The following is a 26015-nucleotide window of genomic DNA, read 5'->3' as shown; positions in this document are numbered from 1 at the left end:
CCGACATGAATACCGCCCGCAGCCGCGCCCTCGCCACGCAAGAGGATGCCATCCAGAATAACATCGCCCAGATCGAAGAGGCGAAGATGCGCCCGACTGCTATTCAGGCGATGGCCCAGCGCCTCAACCTCTCGCCCGCGAAGCTGCAGGAAACGCTCCGCGCGACGGTCTTCAAGGGGGCGAATGATTCCGAGTTCGCGGCACTGATCGTCGTGGCGAACGAATATAAGCTGAACCCGCTCACCAAGGAGATTTACGCCTTCGCAGCGAAGGGCGGCGGCATTGTTCCGCTCGTGTCGATCGACGGATGGGTTCGCATCATGAACGAGCATCCGCAGTTCGACGGCATCGAGTTCGAGGATATCGTTGACGAAAAGGGCAAGCTCTACGCGATCGAAAGCATCATCTGGCGCAAGGATCGCAGCCGCCCGATCAAGGTCACCGAATATCTCGACGAGTGCAAGCGCAACACCGATCCGTGGAACAAGTCGCCGAACCGGATGCTGCGCCACCGCGCGCTGATCCAAGGCGCCCGCTATGCCTTCGGCTTCTCGGGCATCTACGCCGACGACGAGGTTGAAATCCAGATCATCGGCGATCCTGTCGAGGCCCGGAACGTCACGCCGCCGACGCGCGCGCAGATGATCGACCAAGACACCGGCGAAATCATCGATACCGTGACGGCTGACAATCCGAACGCCGCCGAGGGCCGCGCCGATGCCGACCACGGCGACCAGCATGACGGCAGCGAAGAACCGCACGCCGCAATCGTCGCCGAACTGATCGAACGCGCCGCCGGCGCCGGGACCATCATCGACCTGAAAGCGGTCGAAAAGGACTGGCAGAAGCATATGGAGGCCCTGCCCGACGGCGAGAACGCCCGCATCGACGCCGCCGTGAGCGTGCGCCGCGAGCATCTCGAGGGCAAATAAGATGGGCGCGCCGGTCAATCATAAGCGCATGAAGCCGAAATACTCGCCCGTGATGAACGCGGCCGAGAAACGGCACAAGGCGCGCGTCAAATCGCTGCCTTGCGTCGGCTGCGGCGTGGTTGGCCGTTCCGACGCTCATCATACGATGTTGTCGTTTCCGGCTAAGCGCTGGCGCCGCGATCACGAGTTTCTCGTGCCGGTCTGCCCAGATTGCCACCAAGGGCCGAACGGCATCCACGGCATCGGCAACGAAATGACCTGGTGCGCGCGCAACAACGTCGACGTTCGCGCCGCCGAGACCATCCGCGCCGAAAGCTATGCGATGGGAATTCTCTCATGAAGGGCAACGCACTTTTCCGCCGCGCCGGATTGGCGCTCGCCCCCGCGAACCGCGACGCGCGAGAACTTCTGTCTGGCGTCAAGGACGGCGATGCGGTTCTCGTCGAAGTCTGGTCGCCGCGGAATATGGCCCAGCATCGGAAATATTTCGCGATCCTCAACAACGTCGTCGAAGCAACCGGCCGCTGGACATCGACCGAGCATCTGCGCCGCGACATCCTGATCAGCCTTCATCGGTACGACGAGTACGTCAACGAATTCACCGGCGAGATCGTCCAGATCCCGCATTCAATGGCCGTTGCCTCGATGACCCGAGAGGACTTCGAGCGGCTTTATTCCGACACGATCCGGCTTCTGACCGAGGCGCTCGGGGCTGACCCCGAGATGCTCTCGCAGGAAGCCGCCTGAATTTCACCCCGCCGCGAGCGCGAACAATCCGCCGGTCCTGCTCGCAAATTGCCCCCGATTTAGGACCGGCGGTAGAAACAAGGATTTGACCGATGTTCATGCTCAAAAGCACCCACGAAGCGGCGCACGCCAGCCTCAAGGAGCGTCTTGCGACAGCAGAAACCGAGCGCGACGACTTCGAGGCCAAATTCAAGAAGGCCATCACCGACCTTGCTGCGGCACAGGATGATGTGGCTGGCTACGAAAGCGCGCTCGGGTTCAGCCTCTCCGGGCCGTGCCCGATATGCGGCGGGATCGAAGGGTGTTCCCATTCCCGCAGCGAGCGCATCCGTGGGGCCATCGCCCAGACTGGAATGGTTGCTGGCCTAGAGCGCGCCATTGCCTCTCTGAAACCCGATGCCCTCGCCCACCGCGCCCGCCTGAAACGGGATCGCGAGCAGAAGGCAGCAAAGCGGGCAGCCAAGGCTCCGGTGAAGGGAGCGGGCAAGTGAGCGCGGTTTTCGGTCTCCTGCACGGACTGTTCGTCATCGCAGTCTATGCCATCGTCACGCGGGTCATGGGCAATGACGCGACCCTTGCGGAGATGGGCGTCGCGCTCGGCCTTTGCGGCTTTATCGAGATTCACCGCCTCCGCGCCGCCAAGCAGGGCACCCCCTCATGACCGATTCCATCACTCCCCCTGTAGGAGGGCATAGGCCGGATGCATCGGCAGATGATCGCGTGCGGCCTCTCCACGAGAACCTTGCACGGTATCTCGACCCCTGCGCGTTCGATGGCCGCCGCCGGTCGAAGCGCAATAGCGATGCCGCATTTCGCGCCCGCAAGCACGCCACGAAGCAGGCCCGCGCGGCAATCCGCTTCATGCTCAAGCCCGGCAACCTCGACCGCCTGTTGGCGTCGGCCGCAGCCCGAAAGGAATCGCCCGATGAATAACGCCCGCTATGCGCTGCACCCCGGCCACCGTTGTCCGACCTGCGACAGCCCCGACCCTCATCGTCACCCGGCGATGGCATTTGAGGGCGAGGTCGAGGTTTGCACCGATGCCTATCACCTGATCCCGACCAATCAGAACCGGCCCGGATACATTGCCGCCGTGGAAGCCAAGCGCGCCCAAGCCACCGGAGTCCACCCCCATGAGTAGCAGCGAGATCGAAATCGAATGCCCACAATGCGACGGGTGGGGTTCTACGGTGGTCAAGAGCGCGTCGGGCTTGATGACGCTTCGGACGGCAGACGATCCTTGCCCCGCCTGCGACGGCAAGGGCTGGCGCGCGCCGACTGACGACGAACTTGCCAACATGGCCGAGCGTCAGGCGGAAGATGCTGCCAGCGGAGAGCCGCCGGTGTCGATGCAAGAGCATTACGAGGCCGCATGGCGGCAGAAGCAGGAGTTGCGTCGATGAGACTGCGCGAAACCACCAACGAATATGGCACACCGGTCGTCGAGTACCGGTGCGAAAGCTGCGGTGAGACATTCACCATCTGCCCTGCGCCGGAGCCCGAGCAGGACGACCAGTGGAGCGGCTGCCTGGCTCCGACTTGCGCCAGTTACGACGAGACCCGCGATGTGGACAAATGGTTCGATGAAGGCCGTGTTCGGGCAATCCCCAGCGAGCATGGCGTCCGGCTGGTCCCGTTTCGCGTCATCGACGGAGCAAAATCATGACCCCCACCCCTAAGCAGGCGCTTGAGCCGTGTCCGTTTTGCGGCGGCGCGCCTAAATTCTGCCCCGACGACAGTTACGGCCATTGCGGCATCGGGTGCCGCTGTGAGGCTGAGCCGTTCGTTCAGGCCCGAAAAGATGAGCCCGAAAAAGCCTTCGCAGCATGGAACCAGCGCCACCGCCAGAGCAGTAATGCTGCCTCGGTGGGGGAATTGATCGCCGCCGCTACGGACGTATGCGGATATGGACAGGCCTCGCGCCGCAGCGTCGCGCGCCTACGCCAAGCCCTCGCCTCTCTATCTACCCCCACGGCTGAACCGACCGGCGATGCGGGAGAGGGAGAATGACCCGAACCGATGAACGCGCAGAAATCATTGCGACAGCCGAAAAGCTGGCCTCTCGCATGGGAGGGCGATTGGTCGCGTCCGTCAAGGTGGTGTAATTTCGGCTGTGGCCGTGGGCCATCGTCAGGCGGCTTTGGCGGTGATGTGTAGGGGCTGATTTTCCTCCTCGATCATGGGTTGGTTGAGTTCGGCCATGCCTTCGATCTGCATGTATCGGTGCTGGAGCTGCCACTCGTCGTTCTGCTCCATCAGCACAGCCCCGACGAGGCGGATGATGCTGTCTTCGTTCGGGAAGATTCCGACGACGTCGGCGCGGCGCTTGACCTCCTTGTTGAGCCGCTCGAGCGGATTGGTTGAGTGTAACTTCGTGCGGTGCTGGGTGGGAAAGCCGGTGTAGGCGAGCACGTCGGTTTCGGCCTCGTCCATGCAGGCGCCGAGCTTGGGCCAACGGGTGCGCAACTGGTCGGCGACCTGTCGCCAGACCTGCGTTGCGCTTTTCTGATCGGGCTGCAGGAAGACCTGGCGGATCGCGGCGGCGACGACAGTGTTCTGGCCCTTGGGCACATAGGACAGGGCATTGCGCATGAAGTGCACCCGGCAGCGCTGCCAGGTGGCGCCCATGACGCGGGTGATCGCGCCCTTGAGGCCCTCGTGAGCATCGGAGATGACCAGCTTCACGCCGGTAAGACCGCGCCGAACAAGGTCCTTCAGGAAGTCGGACCAGAAGACCTCCGCTTCCGAGGGGCCGATATGCAGGCCGACGATCTCGCGCCGGCCCTCGGTGTTGACGGCCATGGCGATTATTGCGGCAACGCTGATGATCCGCCCGCCTTCGCGTACCTTGAGATAGGTGGCATCGAGCCAGAGATACGGCCATTCGCCGGTGAGCGGGCGTTTCAGAAAGGCATGGACGCGCTCGTCAATGTCCTTGCAAAGCTTGGAGACGGTGGACTTGGAGATGCCGGTCATGCCCATGGCCTGGACGAGTTCATCGACCCGCCGGGTGCTGACCCCGCCGATCCACGCTTCCTGGATCACCGCAACCAGCGCTTTCTCGACCATCTTGCGGGGCTCAAGGAAGCCCGGAAAGTAGGACCCAGCACGCAGCTTGGGGATTTTCAGGTTCAGCGTGCCTACCCGGGTATCCAGCGAACGGTCGCGATAGCCGTTGCGCCAGGTCGCGCGCTCGCTGCTGCGTTCGTGGCGACCCGCGCCGATCAGGCCATCAACGTCGGCCTCCATGATCAGCTGCAGCACGTTCTCGGCGATGGTGCGCAAAAAATCCGGTTGGCCGCCCTTCGCAGCAAGCTCTTCGATCAGTAATCTGTCCTCGGTCATCGGGAACTCCTCTTCGTCACGGTTGAAGTGTGCAAACTCCACCATAACGATGAACCCGGTGGCCACCAGCGACGCCGCATTCCGGGGTGGGGCATGCCCCACCCCGGAATACACCATCGCCTACACCGGAAATTACACCACGAGCGCGGACGCTAACGGGCGATTTGTTGTTGCCGCCGAGGCTTGCCCGTTAGCAGCCATCGCTGAATGGCTCGAAGCCTTCCATGATCGGTTCAAAGACGACTGGGGGCGGACGGCTCAACAGGCGGCATCGCACGCCGAGATTCTCCGCTCGCTGCTCGAATCCTCGCTGACGGCGGAAGAGGTCTTGGCCGAATTGCGGTCTTCGGAGGCTTCGCAGCGGGACATCGCGCATAGGCTCGGGATCACGCCATCGTACCTATCTGACGTCCTGAACGGTCGGCGCGACATATCTGACGGGTTGGCAGCGCGCCTTGGGTTCGAACGGATCACCACATTTCGCCGCGCCGCCCTCCCTTCCCAGCAAGGAGCCGGTGAACCATGAGCGAAGAAGAAAAAGGCGCGCAGACCCTCCTCACCACCCCCCTCACCGATCTACAGCGCCTTGGTCAGGAATATGACGGGGATGCGCTGAGGGAGGCGCTGGCCAATGCCAGAGAAGGATTTTCGTTCATCCAATCGTTTCTCGCGGGCAGCGAGTTCGACCAGTCCCGCGTGAGCGCCGACCGGTTGGGCCTTGCTGCGCTGGGCCACCTAAATGCAATCGACGGGGCTCGCCGCGCCCTCTCCACCACCCCACCCGCACAGGAGGATTTTCCCCAAGCGGGGAAAAACTCGGAAATCCGCCATTCCGCCACCCCCGCCTCGGCCGTTGATGAAACCGACAAGGGCAGTCTGACTTGCGACGAGTGTGCCCGCATCAACCCGGTGTGGTTCGCTCCGAATGATATCTGGAATCGCGCTGTGGGCGGCGCTGGTGCGAAAGATGACCCCGGCGGCATTCTTTGCCCGAATTGCTTCATCGCTCGCGCTGAGGCGGCGGGGATCGTTCCACCGGCATGGAGGCTCGCGCCCGAGGTTGATGAAACCGAGAGACTGCGGGCAATGGATAGGCGAACGTTCTCGACCTGCGTGTCGGGTGACGGACCGACGCCGTATCTCAAGGTGCACTTCAAAAATCTGGCCGACGCCCATGCCGCGCACGACGAATTGCTCGGCGTGAAGAAGGGGACTGGCTGATGCGCTGGGCTGCGAAAGAGGATGGCTGGCGGCGGCGTTTCGCGTGGCTCCCGGTTAAGATCGGCGATGTGTGGATATGGTGGGAACCCTACGAAAGCTGGTTCATGGGTGAATTTTCGCTTGTCCGCATTCCCGGTGAAGAGTCCGACCGTCCCCAAGCAGAGGGGGAGGTGAACCGTGGGTGACAAATGCACATGCTGCGGAGGCAGTGAATTCCTTTTGGAAAGCCACGGAACGGGCGGCCTCAATGATGTCTGCCGACCGTGCTTCAACATTTGGTACGATTGCGACGTCCAGTGCTCCCGCGACGAGTGCGCGGGCAAGGCCCCACATATTCATGGCGAGGACGTGGGCGCGTATAATCAAACGGCGCGAGCCGAAGGACGATACCCGTTTCAGCCCGGCAGCCAATTCGTCACCCCCAACCCCGATCATCCTGTATCTCAGATAGGGAGGGAGAATTAACATGTTCACCGACTTACAGAACGGCGATTTCCCCAGCGGGAGGCTGATGTTCCAGCCCGACACGAAGGATGTTTCGAGCCGCGTTGACGTCGCGATCGTGCGACGCTCCACAATCCGAGCAATCCCAGCGCCTCATTCCAAGCGCGCCCATACCTTTCGGGCTGCTGACGGGTATCACCCCGCAAGCCGAGCACGTTTGGGAAGTCCATCGTTCGTCAGCTTCAACATATACCGCCTGCCTTCTGGCAGCCTTGTATCGCAGCATGTGCCGGAACGACGACCAGCCAGCGTCCGAGACGGATTTCGCCATCTTCGTTCGCTTAAGCCGAGCGGAGTTCACATCGCCGACAACGATCATTTTATTCTCCCGAGCAATCCGCGTGGAATGCTCGTGAAGGTGGTGACGACGCGCATTGGCGATCTTCGCATGGATCGCGCGCAGCCGCTTCTTGTTGCCAGCGCGCTGAGCGACAGCAAGTTTTGCGGCGTATCTGTCGTAGTGACGCAGATTTTCAATCTTCTCGCCATCGCTGGTTGTGGCCAGCGTCTTGAGGCCAAGGTCAATGCCCACCATCCCGTCGTTAGTGGGCAGGTCGTCTGGAACCTCGCACTGAAACACCACATACCAGCGCCCCTGTGCGTCCTCGACGAAGGAACCGGACTTGATTGCGCCTTCGATGTCGCGCGACTTCCAGAAGGCGTAGCGCTGCTTGAGATAGATCGCACTGGGGCCTTCGACCTTCACGGCACGTGGAATGAAGGCGATCCATCCAAGGGCGCGCTTCGCTCCGAAGCTGGGGCGGAAACGCGGGCAGCGCCGATGCAGGTTGCGCGAATTGACGAACTGGCGGCAAATCTGGCTGGCAGTGTCAGAATGGATGCCGAGTCCAGCGGCACCGCCGGTGACAAGGCGGATCAGGTCGAAGGCCGTGGGCCAGTGGACTTTGGCCCCACCACGCCACCGACGTTCGGCCTCGCGCTGGGTGGCGACGCAGAAGTTCCACACCTGATTGCACGCGATCGCGTGCTTGCGGAGCCTGCGCTCGCCGCTCTTGACGCGGAACTTGAAACTGAGAAAGCTCACTGCGGGTCTGTCCTGTGTATGCCAGGCCGGATCAAGAACGCGTCATCGGATTGCCGTCCGGTGGCGCGTTCGCCGTTTCTACCAGATGTAGCGAAAAACATCAACGCCCGGGGTGAGCGGCTATCGCTGCCCCTCCCTATTCTGAAGAACAGGGTTTCTCGTGGAGAACAGCCATGATGCAATCCCGCAACTGGAAGCGCATAGAGCGCCTTCCCGAAGCCCCCGGCGTCGTGAAGATGACCAGCACCGGCTATGTCATCGACGGGCAGCACGTCCGCACGATCCCGGAAAAGCCACAGCCGCAACCCGAACCCCGCCCCTTTCGATGGTGGAAGAGATGACGGCAGAGCGGCATAACATGAAAGGCGGCATATGAACGCGATAACTCTCAACATCGACGTGGGCGAGCTGGCCAGCGCCCTTGCGGACCAGCTCGTTCAGCGCGGGCTTGTCGTGCCGCAGCAGTCGGCAGAGATGCCGGACCCCGACGAACTTTGGAGCGCGCAGCAGGTGCGGGAATATCTCGGCATAAGCACGAGCACATTCTATCAGCGCCGCGCGACCCCCGGCTTCCCAAATCTGGTTGATCGCCCGGGCCAGCCCCGATGGCGAGCGGCCGAGGTACGCGCATGGGCTGCCGGGAGGTGACCTTACAACTGCCCCGCCACGTCGGAAGCGGACCGATGATAATAGCGCATCAACATGCGAATATCCCGATGGCCAGTCATGCGGGCGAGATCAAGAACGTCGATCTTGAGCGCCAGCCGCGAAATGGCTTCATGCCGCGTGTCGTGGAAATGCAGCCCCGTCACCATGGCCTTGTCCCGGTATTTGCGAAACAGGGCATCGAGAGTGCCGGCGGTGATGTCGAAAAGCGGGCCGTCAGTGGCAGGAAGGCGAGCGAGCAAGGCAAGCGCGCGCGACGACAGCGGCACGTCTCTCCCGTAACCGTTCTTCGTCATGTCGAGCCGCGCGACACTGCCGGACACGTCCCGACCGGTCAGTCCGCATATCTCGCCCGCGCGCATCGCCGTCTCGATAGCGAACAGAAACGCCACGGCCACCCTTTGCGGCTTGGTCACCGCCAGATGATCGCTAGCCCGATCGAAACCACAAGCATGGCAGATGGCGGCAATCTCGGCGTCGCTTATTCGCCTTTCGCGCGGCGGCGAATCTTTCGGCCGCTGGACGCCGGAACAGGGGTTAGCGGTCAGCCAGTGCCATTCCTTCACGGCGCGGCTAAAAATACTCACCATCAAATTCATATCGCGGGCGACCGACGCCGAACTGACGGACTCCAAGCGCCGGTCGCGCCATGCGGCAATGTCGGGGGCTGCGATGCTCGCGAGGGAGACGTTGGCGATAGGGTCGCGCATGAACGCCCGCAGCCGCGCTGTCTCGTTGCGCACCCCGCGCTTGGACGGCGTCACCTCGGCAAGGTATCGATCCATCATATCGCGAACCGTGCGAAGACCGGGGCCGGTCGTGTCATACTCCCCGCGCTCGTGCCGTGCCGTAATATCGGCCTCTGTGACGGCTGCCCACGCCGCCGCCGCGCGCTTTGTGTCGAAGGACTTGCCCTTGCGAATCCCAAGCCTATACACCTCGACATGCCACTTTTTGCCGCGCTGCCGGATGCTGGCCACCGAATCCTCCGTTGCCGTAATCGTGTCGGAGGCTTTGACGTAAAGATGCCCGCGCGTTTTCGCAAGGTTTCTACAATGTTCCGCGAACGTTCCGCTTGCATTACGGCAGAAAATATGGCAATAATCGGCAGAAAGGCTATGGTTAAGCGCCGAAACCTTGTTTTTTATGGTGCCCCTGGCCGGACTCGAACCAGCACTCCTTGCGGAACTCGATTTTGAGTCGAGCGCGTCTACCAATTTCACCACAGGGGCCCGTGGACGGTCGAAGGTAGAAAATGATTCCCACCGAAGCCGATGCGCGGAGCCGTTGCCACAGAAAGGTGGTTTTAGTCTAGTGGATAAGCGGCTTCGTGCATAAGACGGGAAGATGACCGAAAAGACCAAGGCGTCGCCCGCCCCATCCTCCCGCTCGCGCGCCAAGGCCGAACCGGCGCCCGCCTTCGGGCCCGGCCGGATCGCAGGCGCGGCGGTGATCGTTATTGCGATTGTTGCGGTGGCATGGCTTACGGTGACGCTGACCCGCTTTTTCATGCTGGTCTTCGCCGCCATCGTCCTGGGCGCGGTGTTCGATGCGATCGCGAGCTGGCTGTGCCGCCGGACGCGGATCGGACGCGGCATTGCCCTCGCCCTTTCGGTCGCGGGGATCATCGCGATCTTCGCGGGCGCCTTCATGCTGTTCGGTTCGCAGCTCGCGAACGAGATCGACACCATCCAGCGCCGGATTCCGCAAGCGCTGGCGGGCCTCGAAGCCTTTCTCGACCGCTACGGGCTCGGCCAACGCGTGCGCGAACTTGCCGCAGTCGGCAGCGACGATATCTCGCGGCTGCTGTCCGAGGCGGGCGGTTATGCGCTGGCCGCGGGCAGCGGGATCGCCGATTTCGTGCTCGTCCTCGTCGCCGCGATCTTCCTCGCCAGCGACCCCGCCACCTACCGGCGCGGGCTGTTGCTGATGATGCCCGCTAAAGCCGAAGACATTGCCGCGCTCGCGCTCGACGATGCCGGGCGCGGCCTCAAGGGCTGGATGGTCGGTCAGGCGGTCTCCTCGCTCGTCGTCGCGGCGCTCACCTGGGCGGGGCTTGCTGCGCTCGGTGTCCCTGCGGCGGGCGGCCTCAGCCTGATCGCCGGGCTGCTCGACGTGATCCCGATGATCGGCCCGATCATCGCCGGCGTCCCCGCCGTGCTGCTCGCCTTCACCGTGTCGCCCGCGACCGCGCTGTGGACGCTGATCCTGTTCCTCGCGATCCAGCAATTGCAGGGCAATTTCCTGCAGCCGATGATCCAGAAGCAGGCGGTCGACGTGCCGCCCGGGGTGCTGCTGTTCGCGGTCGTCGCGGCAGGGATATTGTTCGGCTTCCTCGGCGTCCTGCTCGCCGCGCCGCTGACCGTCGTCGTCTATGTGCTTGTCCAGCGTGTCTATGTGAAAACCCTGCTCGGCAAGGACATCAAGATCGCCGGGAAAGACTGAGCTATTTCTTCAGTTCCTTGGCCAGCGTCTTCGCGGTTGCCTTGCCATAGGGCGGCTTGAACCCGGCGAGCCCTGCGACGTCGAGCTTGGGCTGGCGATACACCGCGCGCGCGTGGCTGAAGGTGCGGAAACCGTCGACCCCGTGATAATTGCCCATGCCCGACGGCCCGACACCGCCGAAGGGCAGATCCTCCATCGCATTGTGGAAGAGCACGTCGTTGACGGTCACCCCGCCCGAGATCGTCCGCGTCAGCACACGATCCTCTTCGCTCTTGTCTTGCCCGAAATAATAGAGGCCGAGCGGGCGGTCGTTGGCGTTCACATAATCGATTGCGTCGTCGATCGTCTTGTACGTCTTCACCGGCAGGATCGGACCGAAGATTTCCTCCTGCATCACCTTCATATCGTCGGTCGGGTTGCGCACGATATGCAGCGGCATCTTGTGGCCGTTCGAGCTCGCGAAATCCTCGCCGCCGGGATTGACCTCGATCACCTCGGCGCCCTTCTCGCGCGCGTCGGTCAGATAGGATTGCAGCCGGTCGTAATTGCGCGTGTTGACGACCGACGTGTAATCATCATTGGCGAGCAAAGTCGGATAGAGCGCGGCCGCGCCCTTCGTCACGCTATCGATCACCGCGCCTTCCTGATCCTCGGCAACGAGCAGATAGTCGGGCGCCAGGCAGATCTGCCCGGCGTTCATCATCTTACCGAGTGCGACGCGCTGGCCGACGAGGTCCTTGTTCGCGCTGCGCCCGATGAAGGTCGGCGACTTGCCGCCCAGTTCGAGCGTCACCGGCACGAGGTTATCGGCCGCGGCGCGCATGATATGGCGCCCGACGCTCGTCGCGCCGGTGAAGATCATATGGTCGAAGGCAAGCTTCGAGAAAGCGATGCCGACCTCGGCGTCGCCGGTGAACACCGCCATTTCGCTCTCGTCGAAATAGTCGGGGACCAGCCGCGCCATCAGCGCCGAGACATTTTCGGTGAACTCGCTCGGCTTGACCATCGCGCGGTTACCGGCGGCGAGGATGCCCGCCATCGGCACGAAGACCATGCCGACGGGGAAGTTCCACGGCGCCACGACGCCGACGACGCCCTTGGGCTGATAGACGACCTCGGCCTTCGCGCCGAGGAGGCCGAGCGGAAAGGTCGGCTTGCGCTTCTCGCCCTTCGACCAGGCCGCCATGTGCTTTTTGGCATGCTTGAGCGCGCTGACCGACGGCATGATGTCGGTCATCAGCGTCTGGTCGCGGCTGCGGTGACCGAAATCCTCGCTCACCGCTTTCGCGAACTCCTCGGCATTGTCGACGAGCAGCGCGATCGCGCGGTCGATGCGGTCGCGGCGGACGGCAAGGCTTTCGGGCATCGCCGCGGTGAAGCTGGCCTTCTGCGCCGCGAGCACTTCGTGCATGCGCGCGGTTTCGCCGGCGATATCCTGCTTGATTGCGGTGGCCATGACCCGTCTCCCCATATCTGTTCGCTGCGTTTGATCACGCTGCGCGGCGGGTTGCAAGATGAAACCGGCTCCCCATCTCCTTCCCGCCCCTTTCGCACGTGCAGCATTTCCGCTAAGCGACCCGCCGACGTATCTTTCCCTTACGGAGTCTTGTCCCATGACCGCCACCGATCCCGTCGTCTTCCTCTCCTATGCCCGCACTCCGATGGGCAGCATGCAGGGCAGCCTGTCGGACGCGAGCGCGACCGACCTCGGCGCGACCGCGGTCAAGGCGGCGGTCGAGCGCGCCGGTGTGTCGGGCGACGATATCGAACGCATCTATATGGGCTGCGTGCTTCCCGCCGGTCTCGGCCAGGCACCGGCGCGACAGGCGGCGATCAAGGCCGGCTTGCCCAAGTCGGTGCAGGCGACGACCGTCAACAAGGTATGCGGTTCGGGCATGCAGACCGTGATCATGGGCGCCGAAGCGCTCGCCGCAGGCAGCGTCGACGTTGTCGTCGCGGGCGGCATGGAATCGATGACCAACGCGCCTTATCTGCTGAAGAAGCATCGTTCGGGCGCGCGCATCGGTCACGACACCGCCTATGACCATATGTTCCTCGACGGGCTCGAGGATGCCTATGAAGCCGGGCGCGCGATGGGCACCTTCGCGCAGGACACCGCCGACGCCTATCAGCTCAGCCGTCAGGCGCAGGACGATTATTCGATCGAGTCGCTCAATCGCGCCAAGGCCGCGATTGCCGATGGCGCTTTCGCCAATGAAATCGCGCCGGTCACCATCGCGGGCCGCAAGGGCGATGTCGTCGTCGACACCGACGAAGCGCCCGGCAAGGGCATGCCCGACAAGATCCCGACGCTGAAGCCCGCCTTCGCCAAGGACGGCACGATCACCGCGGCGACCAGCTCGTCGATCTCCGACGGCGCCGCCGCGGTCGTGCTGGCGCGCCAGTCGGTCGCCGAAGCCAAGGGTGCGAAGCCGGTAGCGCGGCTCGTCGCGCACGCCGCGCACGCGCAGGAACCGAAGGATTTCACCATCGCTCCGGTCGGCGCGATCAACAAGGTGCTCGCGAAGGCTGGCTGGACGATCGGCGACGTCGAACTGTTCGAGGTCAACGAAGCCTTTGCCTGCGTCGCGATGTTCGCGATGCACGACCTCGGTATCCCGCACGACAAGATCAACGTCCATGGCGGCGCCACCGCGCTCGGCCATCCGATCGGCGCCAGCGGCACGCGCATCATCACCACGCTGATCGCGGCGCTGCAGCGCCATGGCAAGAAGCGCGGCATCGCCAGCCTGTGCATCGGCGGCGGCGAAGCGACGGCGGTGGCGATCGAAATCGTCTGATCGCCGGCACGCCCCGGCCTGGCGCACGGCCGGCCGGGGTTCGCGACATTTTGCGACACTAATGACCTGAAAATAAACGCGGCATTCCGGTTCGGTTCAAGCCGGCGCGCCTATTCCATCCTTGTCATCGGGCAGATCTCTCCCCCCTGACCGACTGAAAGGAATGGCACCATGAAGAGCAAATTTCTCACCGCCGGCCTGATCGCCGCGATGATGGTCCCGGCGATGGCGCAGGCCCAGACGCGTGAAATCCGCAACGACCGCAAGGAATTGCGCGAAGAGAAGCGCGATCTCCGCCACGCCCAGCGTTACGGCGACCGCGGCGACGTTCGCGATGCCCGCCACGATGTGCGCGACGCGCGCAAGGACTTGCGCGAAAGCCAGCGCGACTGGCGCCGCGACACGCGATACCAGAATTATCGCGCGCCGTTCCGCTACCAGTCGTTCCGTGTCGGGTCGACGTTGCGCTCGAGCTATTATGCTCCGGCCTATCGCCCCGCTTGGGACAGCCGCTGGGGCGTACCGCGGGCGAACCGCAACCTGACCTATGTGCGTCATTACAACGACCTGCTGCTGGTCAATGTCCGCAGCGGCAAGGTGATCCAGGTTTATCGCAACCACTTCCGCTGGCGCTGAGCGATACTATCGCTCGAATCCCGTGAAGGGTCGATGGACAACCATCGGCCCTTTTCGTCATGGCGATTGTCGTTGCCGCTCCCTCACGAAAGGCATAGCCTTCGTGCTCCGAAGAGGGGGAGAGACGGACATGAAAAAGCTGGTTCTGCTGGCCGCATGCGCGGCGCTGTCGGCCTGTTCGCAAAAGGCTGAAGAGACAAAGGAAGTTGCCGCCGAGCCGGCCGCCGAGGCCGCGCCCGCACCTGCTGCCGACTCGGGAACGCGGCCGGGGACGTACGACGTGAAAATGGCCGATGGCACGATGGCGACCACGACGATCAACGCCGATGGCACCTATGTCGACACCGACGCCAAGGGCAAACAGGTGAAGGGCCAATATGCGACCCACGACGGCAAGGATTGCTTCGACCCGGACGGCGATGAAATGGGCATGTGCTGGGCGGTCACGAAGCCCGGCGCCGACGGCAGCTTCACCGCGACCGCCGACGACGGGACTGTCGTAACAGTCACGCCCAAGGCGAAATAATCATCTGCCCATATCCGGGGCGTCAGTCGCCCCAGATATGGTCGGTCTGTATCCAGCCGCGCCGGCCCCTGACGTCGAACAGGCACCAGCCGTTCGCGCAGTCGGTAATCTTGCCGACGACGCCGGGCTCGGCGCGGTAGGCGATCGCCGACGACAGGCTTGCCGCCTCGCGCAGCGGGCGGATTTCTTCGGTGACGATGGCGGTGCGGGTCCGGCTGAGCAGCCGCGCCGCCATCCAGCCCTGCGTGCCGTCGGGGTCTTCGATCTTCCGCCAGTTTTCGAAACGCGCAACAACTTTTACCGGCAAATCCTTGCGCCGATATTCCCAGATCACCGGCACGTCGGGCGACGGCCCCTTGCGCATCCGCGCCTCGTCGACGCTGATCGACGCCCAATAGGGAAGCTGCGGGTCGGATTGCGCGCTCGCCGGTCCCACGACGGCAAGCGACAGCAGAATTACGGCTAAGCGGCGGCTGGTCATGCGTCAGCCTTGTCAAAATCGGCGGGTCTTTTCAACCGGTCGCTGCACTGCAACGAACGATCTCCACAACATCGGCCCGTTCCCTGCCCCTTGACCCCCGCGCATCGGCGCGCTCTATCGGCGCCCATGACCGATTCATCCCGCCCGAAACGCCCGCGCGTCATCGTCACCCGCCAGTTGATGCCCCATGTCGAAGGGCGCATGGCCGAATTGTTCGACGTCGCGCTGTCCGCGCATGACGAGGCTTTTTCGATCGAGCAACTGAAGGCCGCCGTGGCCGATTGCGACGTCTTCGTGCCGACGGTGACCGACAATATCGATGCGGAGATTATCGCGGCGGCGGGCGACCGGCTGAAGCTCATTGCCAATTTCGGTGCCGGGGTGGATCATATCGACCTCGCCGCGGCGCGCGCCAAGGGCATCATGGTGTCGAATACGCCCGGCGTCTTCACCGAGGATACCGCCGACATGACGATGGCGCTGATCCTGTCGGTGCCGCGCCGCCTTGCCGAAGGCGAGAAACTGATGCGTTCGGGCAAATGGGAAGGCTGGGCGCCGAGCACGATGCTGGGCCACCGGGTCGGCGGCAAGCTGCTCGGCATCGTCGGCATGGGGCGCATCGGCCTGGCGGTCGCGCGCCGCGCCCGCGCCTTCGGCCTGTCGATCCATTATCACAACCGCAAACGCCTGCCCGAGGCGATCGAGGAAGAACTGGGCGCGAGCTATCACGCCAGCATCGATACGCTGCTGCGGATCAGCGACATCCTGACCATCCACTGCCCGCACACCAGCGAAACCCACGAACTGGTGAGCGCCAAGCGGATCGCGGCGATGAAGCCGACCGCTTACCTCATCAACACCGCGCGCGGCGAGATCGTCGACGAAAAGGCGCTGGTCGCGGCGCTCCAGACCGGCCGCATCGCCGGCGCCGGGCTCGACGTCTACACGCACGAACCGGCGGTCGACCCCGCCCTGCTCGCGCTCGACAATGTCGTGCTGCTCCCGCACCTCGGCTCGGCGACGATCGAGGGACGCGAGGCATCGGGCGAAAAGGTCATCGCCAACATCCGTGCCTGGTGCGACGGCCACCGCCCGCCCGATCAGGTGCTGGAGGGGTGGGTTTAGAGCAGGCTATCCCAAAAAGAGCGCCATTGCCGCAGAAATCATTCCCCAAAACAGGAATGAAAGCAGAATTGCCCATCCCGCATCTTTTGCTTTCTGATAATAGCCCATCGTCGCGAGCATGATTATCGCGGGTATAGTGAACAGAAAAAACGGGCCAAAAAATACGAATGCAACCCAAGCTGGATTGCTCAACGGCTCGATTGATCGTCCTTCCCGCGCCGCGTTTTTCGACCGAACCGCCTGTTGAACATCGGCAATTATTTCTACATCGGGCTTTCGACGTTCCAATTCCGCCGTTGCGGCCTCAACAGCCTCGGATTCGAAACCATCGGTGTCGCCCGATGAGGCGATCTCAATCAAATCCTCATCGGGCAGGCGAGCCATGCGGCCCGCCCAATCAACTTCCCCCATTGCCCTACCCCTCTGAATCAATCCCCCGTCAGAATCCGATCCACCAGCTGCTTCACCGTCGGGGTGAAGTTGTTCGAATAAAAGGGATCGGTCTTGAAATTGAACGCGGCGTGGCCCGCGAACATCAGATTCTGTTCGGTGTCGCCGCCGTGTGCGATGTCCTGCAGCGTCTTCTGGATGCAGAAGCTGCGCGGATCGGCGAGATAGCCGGTCGAATAATCGTCATGGTCCTTCCATGCCGAAAAGCCGCAGTGCGACAGGCAGCCCATGCAGTCGGCCTGATCCTTGCGGATGATACCCTTGTCGGTCTCGGTCACGAACACCACCGTGTTGTCGGGGGTCTTCAGCGCTTCGGTATAGCCTTCGGCGAACCAGTCGCGGGCGCGGGCACGATCATGCGGGGTTACCCAGAAATTCTTGCCCTTCACCCCGACATCGAGCTGGACGATATGATCGCCTGCTTCCTGTTTCGAATAGGGGATCTGGCGTTCCGACCGGGCTTCGAGATCGCGGAGGAACGGGTTGCGCACCGCGCTCGAATAGAAACCGGTCGGCGAGAAACGATGGAGCAGCACGTCGCCGTCGTCGAGCGTGCGCAGGCGGTCCTTCCACTGCTGCGGGATCGGGCTTTCCTCGGTCAGCAGCGGGCGCGTGCCGTACTGGAACGCGATCTGCCCAAGCTCGGGATTGTCGATCCAATGCTCCCAGTCGCGCAGATACCAGACGCCGCCCGCCATCACGATCGGCACATCGTCCGAAATGCCCTCGGCACGCATCACGTCGCGCAGCGCCTTGACGCGCGGATAGGGATCTTCCGGGACCAGCGGGTCCTCGGCATTCGAGAGGCCGTTATGGCCGCCGGCCAGCCAGGGATCCTCATAGACCACCGCGCCCATCAGTTCGGACACCTTGTGATAGGCACGTTTCCACAGCGCGCGGAACGCGCGGCCCGACGAGATGATCGGCAGGTAATTGACATTGTGCCGCGCCGCGATCTCGCTGAGCTTGTACGGCATGCCCGCGCCGCAGGTGACGCCGGTGACGAGGCCCTTCGTCTTTTCGAGCACGCCTTCGAGCACTTGCTGCGCGCCGCCCATTTCCCACAGGACGTTGATGTTGATCGCGCCCTTGCCGCTGGCGATATCATAGGCGCGCTTGACCTGCTCGACCGCGCCGTCGATCGCATATTGGATCAGTTCTTCGTGGCGTTCGCGGCGGGTGAGCGCGCGATAGATTTGCGGAATGATCTTGCCTTCGGCGTCATAGCTGTCGGCATTGACCGCCGAGACGGTACCGATGCCGCCAGCGGCCGCCCACGCGCCGCTCGACATATGGTTGGTTGCCGACACGCCCTTGCCGCCCTCGACCAACGGCCAGACTTCGCGGCCGCCGTACATGATGGGCTTCAAACCTTTGAACACGTTAAACCTCTTTCTCTCCACCCGCTTGCTGGTACCGGCGGGCCCCCGATGCGGCTTCCGTAAGCGGAAACCGGTGACGAAAGTCAATGGCGCGCCGCTTCACTCCCCGGAGAACAGGCGGCGCCCTGCAAGCGCCTGACCATAGAGATTTTCATAAGCGGCGACCATGGTAGATTCGTCGAAGCATCCGGCCGCCACACGCCGGTTTGCGGCGCCGATCCGCGCCCGCAACGCCGCATCGCTCGCCAGCTCCGCCAGCGCAGCACGAAAACCAACTTCGTTGGGGGCAACGAAGCGCCGGTTTTCCTCGCTCACCATCGCCGCGACATCGCCGACGTCGGGGCTGACGACCGGCAGACCCGCCGCCATCGCCTCGATCACCGCGATCGGTGCCTGTTCGCTGCGCGACGACAGGGCAAGCAGGTCGAAATGGCCGATCCAGCGCGCCGGCTCGGTCATGAAGCCGGGCATCACCAGACGGTCGGCCATACCGCATGCCGCCGCTGCGGCGGCAATCGCGTCGCGCTCGGCCCCCTCGCCGACAATCACCAGCCGGACATTCCGCGACAGGGTCGCCACCGCCCGCACCAAGCGTGGCAGATCCTTGACCTTGCGCAGTCCGGCAACCGTGCCGATCACCACATCGCCGTCGCGGCGCTCAAGGCCGGGGATCGGCAGGTCGGGCCCGCCCGTATAGGCGGCAACGTCGATCCCGTTGCGGATCAGCCGGGTACGGCGCCCTGCCCCCCATTCCTCGGCCGCGATGCGTTCGAGCATCACCGACGGCACAACCAGCGCATCGGCGGTCGGCAGCGCAAGTCGCCGGAACGCGTTGCGTTTCCGGTTGCGTTTGACGCTCTCGTCCTCGTTGAACCCGTCCTCGTGATGGATCAGCGGCGGCAGCGCGTGAAAGGGCGCGAATATCCGATGCGCCATCACCCCGTCCATCGAGCCCCAATTATAGCTGAGGACGAGATCGAACTGCTGCATGTACCGCGCAAGATCGCGGTAGCGTGCCGGTCCGGGCTTGCCATGAAGCGGCGGCGCATCGGCGGGAAAGTGGACGTCTATGCCCGGATCGATCGCGCCCTGCGCGCCGAGCGCGTCGGGAACCGCCGACAGGATGACGTGGCTGGCGCGCGGCCCCATCAGGTTCATCAACCGCACGGCGCGGGCCTCCTTGCCGCCCAGCGAGAAGCTCGAATGGAGATGCAGTAGCCGCGCCGGGGGAACGGGGGTCGTCACGCGCCCGGCAATTCCGCGACCCACGCATCGATCGCCGCACGCGCCTCGGGCTCGTCCATCGTCGGCGCATGGCCAACGCCCGGCACCTCGACAACGCGCGCGCGTGGCAGCTTCGCCGCCATCTTCTCCGCCGCGGGCCTGGCCAGAATATCCGAATGCTCGCCGCGCAGTATCAGCACCGGCACATCGCCCAGCGCCTGATACGCCGGCCACAGATCAACCCCGCCGTCGCTGTTCGGGACGCGCAGCGGCGCCGCGATCTGCTTGTCATAGTCGGTAACGATACGGCCCTCGGGGGTCAGGCGATGCGTGCGCTTGGTCAGGCGCAACCAGTCATGGATTTCATAACCGGGATAGACCGCGCCATTGAGTTCGGCGACGGCGCGCGCGGCGTGCATCCATGTCGGCTGGCTGCCGCCCACGCCGATATAGTCGCGGATGCGTTCCAGCCCGGCAGTCTCGAGTTCGGGTCCGACATCGTTGAGCACCGCGCCGGCAAGGCGCCCGGGCAGACTTGCCGCCATCAACATCGAGACGAGCCCGCCGAGCGAGGTGCCGATCGTCGCAAAGCGATCGATCGCCAGCTCATCGAGCAGCGCGACAACGTCCTGAACATAGGTCAGCGGCACATAGGTCATCGGATCCTTGGCATAGGCGCTCTCGCCGCGGCCGCGAAATTCGACGACGATCACCCTCCGTTCCTGCGCCACGTGCGGCGCGACCGCTTCGAAATCGCGGGCATTGCGCGCGAGCCCCGGCAGGCACAGGACCGGCGGCGCATTTTCGCGTCCCGGCGGCGCGGCATAGATTCGCGCATGCAGCCGAACCCCGTCGCCCGACCACCAATAATGGTCCGACCAGTCGCGGCGGCTATCCTGTTTGACCGAAATCGCGCGTCCCCTTTTTCGCCTGCCTGCGTTCGCTGCTCCGCCCGCGTCTATCGCCAACCCGACGGCCGCGCGCAAGCCATCCGTCGGTTGCCGCCGCCGCCTTTCGCCGATAAGGCATCCGGCATGAGCGAAGAGTTGCTTTCGTACGAGCCCGCCTCCGGCGAAGAATTGTGGCGCGCGCCCGTCAGCAATGTCGATCAAGAGGTGCCCATCGCCAGGGCAGCATGGCCCGAATGGGCCGCAAAGCCCCTGACCTTCCGGAGCGAAACGCTCCGCCGTTTCGCCGATCGGGTGAAGGCCGAAGGCGAAAAACTGGCCGACCTGATCGCGCGCGAAACCGGCAAGCCGCTGTGGGAAGCGCGCACCGAGGTCGAATCCGTCGCGAACAAGGTCGATATTTCGGTCACCGCCTATGCCGAACGGACGCCGAACCGCCGCATCGAGGGGGCGATGGGGTTGCGCAACGCGGTGCGCCACAAGCCGCACGGCGCGCTGGCGGTGCTCGGCCCCTATAACTTCCCCGCACATCTGCCGAACGGCCACATCGTCCCCGCGTTGCTCGCGGGCAATTCGGTGATCTTCAAACCGTCGGAAAAGACGCCGGCGGTCGGCGCGATGCTGGTCGATCTGTTCCACAGCGCCGGTGTCCCCAAGGAGGTGCTCCGCCTTGTCGTCGGCGGGCCCGATACGGGCAAGGCACTGGCCGGCCATCCGGACATCGACGGCCTGCTCTTCACCGGTTCGGCGCGCACTGGCCTCGCGCTCAACCGCCAGTTTGCAAATCGCCCCGACAAGATTCTCGCGCTCGAAATGGGCGGTAACAACCCGATCGTCGTCTGGGATACCGCCGATATCCGGACCGCCGCGATCCTCGTCGTCCAGTCGGCGTTTCTCAGCGCCGGACAACGCTGTACCAATGCGCGGCGGCTGATCGTCAAGGAAGCGCTCGCCGACGGGTTGATCGAACAGGTTCGCGACCTTGCGAACCGGCTGATCGTCGACCATCCGCACGCCGAGCCTGCGCCCTATATGGGCCCGGTGATCGACAATGACGCCGCCGACGGGCTGACCGAAAGCTTCCTGATCCTGATGTCGAACGGCGGTCAGGTCATCCGCCACATGACGCGCCCGGTGCCCGGCCGGCCGTTCCTGACCCCGGGGATCATCGACGTCACCGCGATGCCCGAGCGGCCCGATATCGAGCTGTTCGGCCCGCTGTTGCAGGTGATCCGCGTCGAAAGCTTCGAAGCCGCGATCGCCGAGGCGAACAACACCAGCTTCGGCCTGTCGGCGGCGCTGATCGGCGGCTCGCCCAAGCTTTACGATCAGTTCTGGGCGAATGCGCGCGCCGGGGTGATCAACTGGAACCGGCCGACCAACGGCGCCTCGTCGGCCGCCCCGTTCGGCGGCATCGGCCTGTCGGGCAATTACCGGCCGAGCGCCTTTTACGCCGCCGATTATTGCGCCTATCCGGTCGCCAGTTCGGAAAGCGACTCGATGCGCGCGTCGATCGGCGTCGGTCTCCGCGAAACCGACGATGGAAAGCCGAAATTGATCCGCAAGGGCTTCCTTTAACCCGCGGCCCAATTTTACCTTCATCGCCGTCAAAAAAGCCTGCTTTGCCATATGGACGGCCGCCGCCCATCTACGCTGCATGGAAAAGACTCCGATTTCTGCGGGCAAGCTGTGGCTCGTCGGTGCCGGGCCGGGTGACCCCGACCTGCTGACACTGCGCGCGGCGCGGTTGCTGGCCAGCGCCGACCTCGTCGTTCACGACGGGCTGGTCGGCGATGGCGTGCTGGCGCTGATCCCGGAGCATGTCGAGCGGATCAGCGTCGCCAAACAGCGCAGCCGCCATACGATGAAGCAGGAATTGATCAACGAACTGCTCGTGCGCGAGACGCTGGCGGGCAGGCAGGTCGTGCGCCTGAAAGGCGGCGATCCTTTCATTTTCGGTCGCGGCGGCGAGGAACTCGACGCAGCGCGCAAGTCCGGCGTCGCGGTGGAGGTCGTCCCTGGCATCACCGCGGCGGCGGGCTGTGCCGCGCAGGCAGGGCTTCCCCTTACCCACCGCGAAGACGCGAGCGCGGTGAGTTTCGTCGCGGGCCAGTGCAAGGATCTGACCGATCAGGACTGGTCGGGCCTCGCGGGTCATGGCCGCACGCTCGTCATCTATATGGGTCTTGCGACCGCCAACGCCATCGCCGACAAGCTGATCGCCGACGGCGTTTCGCCCGACCTGCCGGTCGCTGTGATCGAACGCGGCACGACCGCCGACGCGCGCGTGCTGCGCACCTTGCTCACCGACCTCGGCGACCTCGTCGCGCGTGAAAATGTCGCGAGTCCGGCGCTGATCATCGTCGGCAAGGTCGCGGCGCGCGCCGATGCGCTCGACTGCCTCGGCGCGCCGGGCGTCGCCGCAAAAATAAGGGACTTCACATGAAACTACTCACGGGCAACGACCTGAAAACAGGATTTGTCACCTGGTGGACCGGCGCCGACTGGTCGCTGCACATCGAGGACGCCGCCGACGTCGGAGAACAAGGCGAAGCGGTTCTGGCCGCCGAGGAAGGCGCCCGCCGCGTCAACGCCCCCTATATCATCGACGGCGAGCAAACGCCCGAGGGGCCGCGCCCCGCGCATATCAAGGACCGCATCCGTGCGCTCGGCCCGACCGTGCGCCCCGACCTGACATTGAAACCCGCCGATCCTGCGGCCGGCGACTGGGTGATCTGACATGTATAAATATGACGAATATGACCATGCGATGGTCGCCGCGCGCGTCGCCGAATTCAGCGACCAGGTGCGCCGCCGCCTCGCGGGCGAGATCACCGAGGACCAGTTCAAGCCGCTGCGCCTGATGAACGGCCTCTATCTCCAGCTCCATGCCTATATGCTGCGCGTTGCGGTGCCTTACGGGACGCTCGACAGCCGCCAGATGCGCATGCTCGCGCATATCGCGCGCAAGTACGACCGCGATTACGGCCATTTCACCACCCGCCAGAATATCCAGTATAACTGGATCAAGCTGGAAGATGCGCCCGCGATCCTCGAAGACCTCGCGTCGGTCGAGATGCACGCGATCCAGACCAGTGGCAATTGCATCCGCAACATCAGCTCGGACCAGTGGGCCGGTGCCGCTGCCGACGAGATCACCGATCCGCGCCCATGGGCCGAACTGCTGCGCCAATGGTCGAGCTTCCACCCCGAATTCAGCTATCTGCCGCGCAAGTTCAAGATCGCGGTGATCGCCGCCGACGAGGATCGCGCCGCGATGCGCCTCCATGACATCGGCATCCAGATCGTGGAGCGGGACGGTGTCCACGGCGCCGCCTTCTATGTCGGCGGCGGCATGGGCCGTACCCCGATGATCGCGCCGCTGATCAAGGATTTTGTGCCGCTCGAGGATATGCTGAGCTATGCCGAGGCGTGCCTGCGCGTCTACAATCGCTACGGCCGCCGCGACAATATCTACAAGGCGCGGATCAAGATCCTGATCCACGAGCTTGGCGCCGACGAATATCGCCGCCAGGTCGAGGAAGAATATGCACATGTGAAGTCGCTCGGCATCGACCCGCCGAAGGCCGAATTCGACCGTATCGCGAAGCAGTTCGCGCCGCCCGCGCTCGACGCGTCGGCGCCCGACGCCATCGACCGCAGCGATCCCGACTTCGCGGTCTGGGTCGACCAGAATGTCGCCGCGCACAAGGTGGCGGGCCATGCGATCGTCAACATCAGCCTGAAGCCCGTCGGCGGTATCCCCGGCGACGCCAGCTCGGCGCAGATCGACCTGATGGCCGACCTTGCCGAGCAGTACAGCCATGACGAACTGCGCGTCACCCACGCCCAGAACATCGTGCTGCCGCATGTCCGCAAGGCCGATCTTTACACGATCTGGCAGGCGCTCGATGCTGCGGGGCTCGCAACGCCGAACCTCGACCTGATCAGCGATATCATCGCCTGCCCCGGGCTCGACTATTGCAGCCTCGCCAATGCGCGTTCGATCCCGGTCGCGCAGAAGATCGCCGAGCGCTTCTCGGACCTTGGCCGCCAGAAGGAACTGGGCGAATTGAAGCTCAAGATTTCGGGCTGCATCAACGCGTGCGGACACCATCACGCCGGCCACATCGGCATCCTCGGCGTCGACCGCAAGGGCACCGAAAACTACCAGTTGCTGCTCGGCGGGTCGGGCGCGGAGGACGTCTCGCTGGGCACGATCACCGGCCCGGGTTTCAACGAGGACGGCATCGTCGACGCGATCGAACGCGTCACCGACAAATATCTTGCCGAACGCACCGATGGCGAACGCTTCGTCGACACCTTCCGCCGTGTCGGCATGGCCCCCTTCAAGGAGGCGATCTATGGTTGAACATCTGCACAGCGACGGCGAGGAACCCTGCGTCACGCTCGACGCCTTCTTGCAGCAGTCGAACGCGACGGCCGTGAGGCTCGAGCCCGACGAGGACGCGCGCGCGCTGATCCCGCACCTCGACCGGCTGGCGCTGATCGAGGTCGCTTTCCCCAAGTTCCGCGACGGCCGCGGCTATTCGTCGGCGCGCATCCTGCGCGAGGCGGGCTATGACGGCGAACTGCGCGCGCAGGGCGACGTGCTGGTCGATCAGATCGCCTATATGAAGCGCTGCGGTTTCGACAGCTTCGCGCCCGAAAAGGCGCTCAATCCCGCCGATGTCGAAGCGGCGCTGGCCCGCTGGCCCGAACATTATCAGGGCGCGGCCGACGGCGCGGTGCCGATCTGGAAACTGAGGCATGGCTGACGTGAAGGCCGAGCCCCGCTCCCGCGACCGGATCGACGTGGCGCCGCGTTTCACGCAGGCCGACGTCATCCGCCTCAACAACCTGTTCCGCGGCCAGGATGCCGCGGAAGCGGTCGCGAGCGTCATCGGGGCCGGCCTGCTCGGCGATACCGGCATCGTGTCGAGCTTCGGCGCCGAAAGCGCGGTGTTGCTGCACCTTGTCACGCGCGTCGCACCCGACATGCCGGTGCTGTTCCTCGATACCGGCAAGCATTTTCCCGAAACGCTTGCCTATCGCGACGAACTGGCGGCGAAGCTCGGGCTCAACATCGTCAACCTGACCCCCGATCCGGAAGAACTGGCGAAAAAGGACGCGACCGAACTGCGCTGGTCGTACGATCCCGACGGCTGCTGCGAGATCCGCAAGGTCAAGCCGCTCGAAAAGGCGCTCGCGGATTTCGACACCTCGATTACCGGGCGGAAGGGCTTCCAGTCGGCGACGCGGCAGGGCCTCGCCCGCTTCGAACTCGACGGCTCGACCGGCCGCCTGAAATTCAATCCGCTCGCCAACTGGACGCGCGAGATGCTCGACGCCTATTTTGCCGAGCACGATCTGCCGCGCCATCCGCTGGAAGCCGAAGGCTATCCGTCGATCGGCTGCTCGCCCTGCACATCGAAGGTCAAGCCGGGCGAAGACCCGCGCTCGGGCCGCTGGCGCGGCTGGGACAAGACCGAATGCGGCATCCACGAAGCGGTGACCCCGATCGACGACGATCCGGCGAACGACCCGGCGTTCTGATCCTGCCCGTCGTCCCGGCGA

Annotated in this window: 34 protein-coding genes and 1 tRNA gene; 25 read left to right on the top strand and 10 right to left on the bottom strand. The window is 64.1% G+C overall.

Going from position 1 to position 26015, the window contains the following annotated elements:
- Window positions 1-5: 5 nt before the first annotated feature.
- The 10 genes from bet (at window position 6) to LH19_RS28480 (ending at window position 3689) form a co-directional block, all read left to right on the top strand.
- Complete coding sequence (gene bet / locus LH19_RS06735; protein WP_054726175.1) at window positions 6-932, top strand: phage recombination protein Bet; 927 nt, start codon at window positions 6-8, stop codon at window positions 930-932.
- A gap of 1 nt (window position 933) precedes the next feature.
- On the top strand, window positions 934-1272 hold the full coding sequence (locus LH19_RS06730; RefSeq protein WP_054726172.1) for a hypothetical protein: 339 nt from the start codon (window positions 934-936) through the stop codon (window positions 1270-1272).
- Window positions 1269-1679: a DUF1367 family protein gene (locus tag LH19_RS06725; RefSeq protein ID WP_054726171.1), complete on the top strand. Its 411-nt coding sequence runs from the start codon at window positions 1269-1271 to the stop codon at window positions 1677-1679. The genes LH19_RS06730 and LH19_RS06725 overlap by 4 nt, the downstream gene beginning before the upstream one ends.
- 92 nt (window positions 1680-1771) lie before the next feature.
- Window positions 1772-2170: a hypothetical protein gene (locus LH19_RS06720; protein ID WP_054726168.1), complete on the top strand. Its 399-nt coding sequence runs from the start codon at window positions 1772-1774 to the stop codon at window positions 2168-2170.
- Window positions 2167-2340 carry a hypothetical protein gene (locus LH19_RS28490; RefSeq protein ID WP_156344003.1) on the top strand — a complete coding sequence of 58 codons (174 nt, stop codon included), beginning with the start codon at window positions 2167-2169 and terminating at the stop codon, window positions 2338-2340. The genes LH19_RS06720 and LH19_RS28490 overlap by 4 nt, the downstream gene beginning before the upstream one ends.
- Entirely contained in the window at window positions 2337-2612 is a 276-nt protein-coding gene (locus LH19_RS06715) for a hypothetical protein (RefSeq protein WP_145923435.1), read from the top strand. Before LH19_RS28490 ends, LH19_RS06715 begins: the two co-directional genes overlap by 4 nt.
- Window positions 2605-2820 (top strand): hypothetical protein, encoded by a 216-nt coding sequence (locus tag LH19_RS28485; protein WP_145923436.1) that lies wholly within the window; start codon window positions 2605-2607, stop codon window positions 2818-2820. Before LH19_RS06715 ends, LH19_RS28485 begins: the two co-directional genes overlap by 8 nt.
- Window positions 2813-3082: a hypothetical protein gene (locus LH19_RS06710; protein WP_145923437.1), complete on the top strand. Its 270-nt coding sequence runs from the start codon at window positions 2813-2815 to the stop codon at window positions 3080-3082. Before LH19_RS28485 ends, LH19_RS06710 begins: the two co-directional genes overlap by 8 nt.
- Window positions 3079-3345 (top strand): TraR/DksA C4-type zinc finger protein, encoded by a 267-nt coding sequence (locus tag LH19_RS06705; protein WP_054726158.1) that lies wholly within the window; start codon window positions 3079-3081, stop codon window positions 3343-3345. Before LH19_RS06710 ends, LH19_RS06705 begins: the two co-directional genes overlap by 4 nt.
- The gene (locus tag LH19_RS28480; protein WP_145923438.1) at window positions 3342-3689 is read left to right on the top strand and encodes a Lar family restriction alleviation protein; all 348 of its coding nucleotides are present in this window, start codon (window positions 3342-3344) and stop codon (window positions 3687-3689) included. The genes LH19_RS06705 and LH19_RS28480 overlap by 4 nt, the downstream gene beginning before the upstream one ends.
- A 120-nt stretch (window positions 3690-3809) precedes the next feature.
- On the opposite strand, the gene LH19_RS06700 is transcribed toward LH19_RS28480, so the two are convergent.
- Window positions 3810-5024: an IS256-like element ISSpma2 family transposase gene (locus LH19_RS06700; RefSeq protein WP_006954973.1), complete on the bottom strand. Its 1215-nt coding sequence runs from the start codon at window positions 5022-5024 to the stop codon at window positions 3810-3812.
- 58 nt (window positions 5025-5082) lie between these two features.
- On the opposite strand from LH19_RS06700, the gene LH19_RS06695 reads away from it, so the two are divergent.
- Window positions 5083-5550, top strand: a complete 468-nt coding sequence (locus tag LH19_RS06695; RefSeq protein ID WP_167346267.1) for a helix-turn-helix transcriptional regulator — start codon at window positions 5083-5085, stop codon at window positions 5548-5550.
- Window positions 5547-6245: a hypothetical protein gene (locus LH19_RS06690; protein WP_054726151.1), complete on the top strand. Its 699-nt coding sequence runs from the start codon at window positions 5547-5549 to the stop codon at window positions 6243-6245. The genes LH19_RS06695 and LH19_RS06690 overlap by 4 nt, the downstream gene beginning before the upstream one ends.
- A 478-nt stretch (window positions 6246-6723) precedes the next feature.
- On the opposite strand, the gene LH19_RS06680 is transcribed toward LH19_RS06690, so the two are convergent.
- On the bottom strand, window positions 6724-7794 hold the full coding sequence (locus LH19_RS06680) for an RNA-guided endonuclease InsQ/TnpB family protein (protein ID WP_054726146.1): 1071 nt from the start codon (window positions 7792-7794) through the stop codon (window positions 6724-6726).
- Between the two features lie 173 nt (window positions 7795-7967).
- On the opposite strand from LH19_RS06680, the gene LH19_RS28475 reads away from it, so the two are divergent.
- Both LH19_RS28475 and LH19_RS06675 read left to right on the top strand, forming a co-directional pair.
- Window positions 7968-8135 (top strand): hypothetical protein, encoded by a 168-nt coding sequence (locus LH19_RS28475; RefSeq protein ID WP_156344002.1) that lies wholly within the window; start codon window positions 7968-7970, stop codon window positions 8133-8135.
- 31 nt (window positions 8136-8166) lie between these two features.
- Window positions 8167-8442, top strand: coding sequence for a helix-turn-helix transcriptional regulator (locus LH19_RS06675; RefSeq protein ID WP_054726143.1), 276 nt, complete (start codon window positions 8167-8169; stop codon window positions 8440-8442).
- 2 nt (window positions 8443-8444) lie between these two features.
- Here the strand turns inward: LH19_RS06675 and LH19_RS06670 are convergent, their stop codons facing one another.
- Window positions 8445-9440: a tyrosine-type recombinase/integrase gene (locus tag LH19_RS06670; RefSeq protein WP_054726140.1), complete on the bottom strand. Its 996-nt coding sequence runs from the start codon at window positions 9438-9440 to the stop codon at window positions 8445-8447.
- 167 nt (window positions 9441-9607) lie between these two features.
- Window positions 9608-9692: transfer RNA gene (locus LH19_RS06665), tRNA-Leu, on the bottom strand.
- 115 nt (window positions 9693-9807) lie between these two features.
- Here LH19_RS06665 and LH19_RS06660 point away from each other — a divergent pair.
- On the top strand, window positions 9808-10905 hold the full coding sequence (locus LH19_RS06660) for an AI-2E family transporter (RefSeq protein ID WP_054726137.1): 1098 nt from the start codon (window positions 9808-9810) through the stop codon (window positions 10903-10905).
- A 1-nt stretch (window position 10906) separates the two neighbouring features.
- On the opposite strand, the gene LH19_RS06655 is transcribed toward LH19_RS06660, so the two are convergent.
- A complete protein-coding gene (locus LH19_RS06655; protein ID WP_054726134.1) occupies window positions 10907-12361 on the bottom strand; it encodes a coniferyl aldehyde dehydrogenase in 1455 nt (484 codons plus the stop codon).
- Between the two features lie 157 nt (window positions 12362-12518).
- On the opposite strand from LH19_RS06655, the gene LH19_RS06650 reads away from it, so the two are divergent.
- The 3 genes from LH19_RS06650 (at window position 12519) to LH19_RS06640 (ending at window position 14868) form a co-directional block, all read left to right on the top strand.
- The gene (locus tag LH19_RS06650; protein WP_054726131.1) at window positions 12519-13706 is read left to right on the top strand and encodes a thiolase family protein; all 1188 of its coding nucleotides are present in this window, start codon (window positions 12519-12521) and stop codon (window positions 13704-13706) included.
- A gap of 171 nt (window positions 13707-13877) precedes the next feature.
- Window positions 13878-14342, top strand: a complete 465-nt coding sequence (locus LH19_RS06645; protein WP_054726128.1) for a hypothetical protein — start codon at window positions 13878-13880, stop codon at window positions 14340-14342.
- Window positions 14343-14472: 130 nt separating this feature from the next.
- Entirely contained in the window at window positions 14473-14868 is a 396-nt protein-coding gene (locus LH19_RS06640) for a hypothetical protein (protein ID WP_054726124.1), read from the top strand.
- 22 nt (window positions 14869-14890) lie between these two features.
- On the opposite strand, the gene LH19_RS06635 is transcribed toward LH19_RS06640, so the two are convergent.
- On the bottom strand, window positions 14891-15349 hold the full coding sequence (locus LH19_RS06635) for an SH3 domain-containing protein (protein ID WP_054726121.1): 459 nt from the start codon (window positions 15347-15349) through the stop codon (window positions 14891-14893).
- A gap of 126 nt (window positions 15350-15475) precedes the next feature.
- On the opposite strand from LH19_RS06635, the gene LH19_RS06630 reads away from it, so the two are divergent.
- Complete coding sequence (locus tag LH19_RS06630; protein ID WP_054726118.1) at window positions 15476-16474, top strand: 2-hydroxyacid dehydrogenase; 999 nt, start codon at window positions 15476-15478, stop codon at window positions 16472-16474.
- A gap of 6 nt (window positions 16475-16480) precedes the next feature.
- Here LH19_RS06630 and LH19_RS28470 read toward each other — a convergent pair whose 3' ends face one another.
- From LH19_RS28470 to LH19_RS06615, 4 genes are all read right to left on the bottom strand, one after another.
- Entirely contained in the window at window positions 16481-16885 is a 405-nt protein-coding gene (locus LH19_RS28470; protein WP_145923439.1) for a hypothetical protein, read from the bottom strand.
- A 17-nt stretch (window positions 16886-16902) separates the two neighbouring features.
- Window positions 16903-18306, bottom strand: a complete 1404-nt coding sequence (locus tag LH19_RS06625; protein WP_054726115.1) for an NAD(P)H-dependent flavin oxidoreductase — start codon at window positions 18304-18306, stop codon at window positions 16903-16905.
- Window positions 18307-18405: 99 nt separating this feature from the next.
- A complete protein-coding gene (locus tag LH19_RS06620; RefSeq protein ID WP_054733140.1) occupies window positions 18406-19551 on the bottom strand; it encodes a glycosyltransferase family 4 protein in 1146 nt (381 codons plus the stop codon).
- On the bottom strand, window positions 19548-20441 hold the full coding sequence (locus LH19_RS06615) for an alpha/beta fold hydrolase (protein WP_054733137.1): 894 nt from the start codon (window positions 20439-20441) through the stop codon (window positions 19548-19550). The genes LH19_RS06620 and LH19_RS06615 overlap by 4 nt, the downstream gene beginning before the upstream one ends.
- Window positions 20442-20564: 123 nt before the next feature.
- Here LH19_RS06615 and astD point away from each other — a divergent pair, with 123 nt between their 5' ends.
- The 6 genes from astD (at window position 20565) to LH19_RS06585 (ending at window position 25994) form a co-directional block, all read left to right on the top strand.
- The gene (gene astD / locus LH19_RS06610) at window positions 20565-22016 is read left to right on the top strand and encodes a succinylglutamate-semialdehyde dehydrogenase (RefSeq protein ID WP_054726112.1); all 1452 of its coding nucleotides are present in this window, start codon (window positions 20565-20567) and stop codon (window positions 22014-22016) included.
- A gap of 79 nt (window positions 22017-22095) precedes the next feature.
- Window positions 22096-22884, top strand: a complete 789-nt coding sequence (gene cobA / locus LH19_RS06605; protein ID WP_054726109.1) for a uroporphyrinogen-III C-methyltransferase — start codon at window positions 22096-22098, stop codon at window positions 22882-22884.
- On the top strand, window positions 22881-23177 hold the full coding sequence (locus LH19_RS06600; protein WP_054587476.1) for a DUF2849 domain-containing protein: 297 nt from the start codon (window positions 22881-22883) through the stop codon (window positions 23175-23177). Before cobA ends, LH19_RS06600 begins: the two co-directional genes overlap by 4 nt.
- A gap of 1 nt (window position 23178) precedes the next feature.
- On the top strand, window positions 23179-24810 hold the full coding sequence (locus LH19_RS06595; RefSeq protein ID WP_054726106.1) for a nitrite/sulfite reductase: 1632 nt from the start codon (window positions 23179-23181) through the stop codon (window positions 24808-24810).
- Window positions 24803-25216 carry a DUF934 domain-containing protein gene (locus LH19_RS06590; RefSeq protein WP_054726105.1) on the top strand — a complete coding sequence of 138 codons (414 nt, stop codon included), beginning with the start codon at window positions 24803-24805 and terminating at the stop codon, window positions 25214-25216. Before LH19_RS06595 ends, LH19_RS06590 begins: the two co-directional genes overlap by 8 nt.
- Entirely contained in the window at window positions 25209-25994 is a 786-nt protein-coding gene (locus LH19_RS06585; RefSeq protein WP_054726102.1) for a phosphoadenylyl-sulfate reductase, read from the top strand. The genes LH19_RS06590 and LH19_RS06585 overlap by 8 nt, the downstream gene beginning before the upstream one ends.
- Window positions 25995-26015 lie beyond the last annotated feature (21 nt).

The sequence above is a fragment of the Sphingopyxis macrogoltabida genome, assembly GCF_001314325.1.
Lineage (GTDB): Bacteria > Pseudomonadota > Alphaproteobacteria > Sphingomonadales > Sphingomonadaceae > Sphingopyxis > Sphingopyxis macrogoltabida.
Note: the sequence above shows the minus strand (reverse complement) of the source record. Positions and strands in the feature narration are given on the sequence as shown.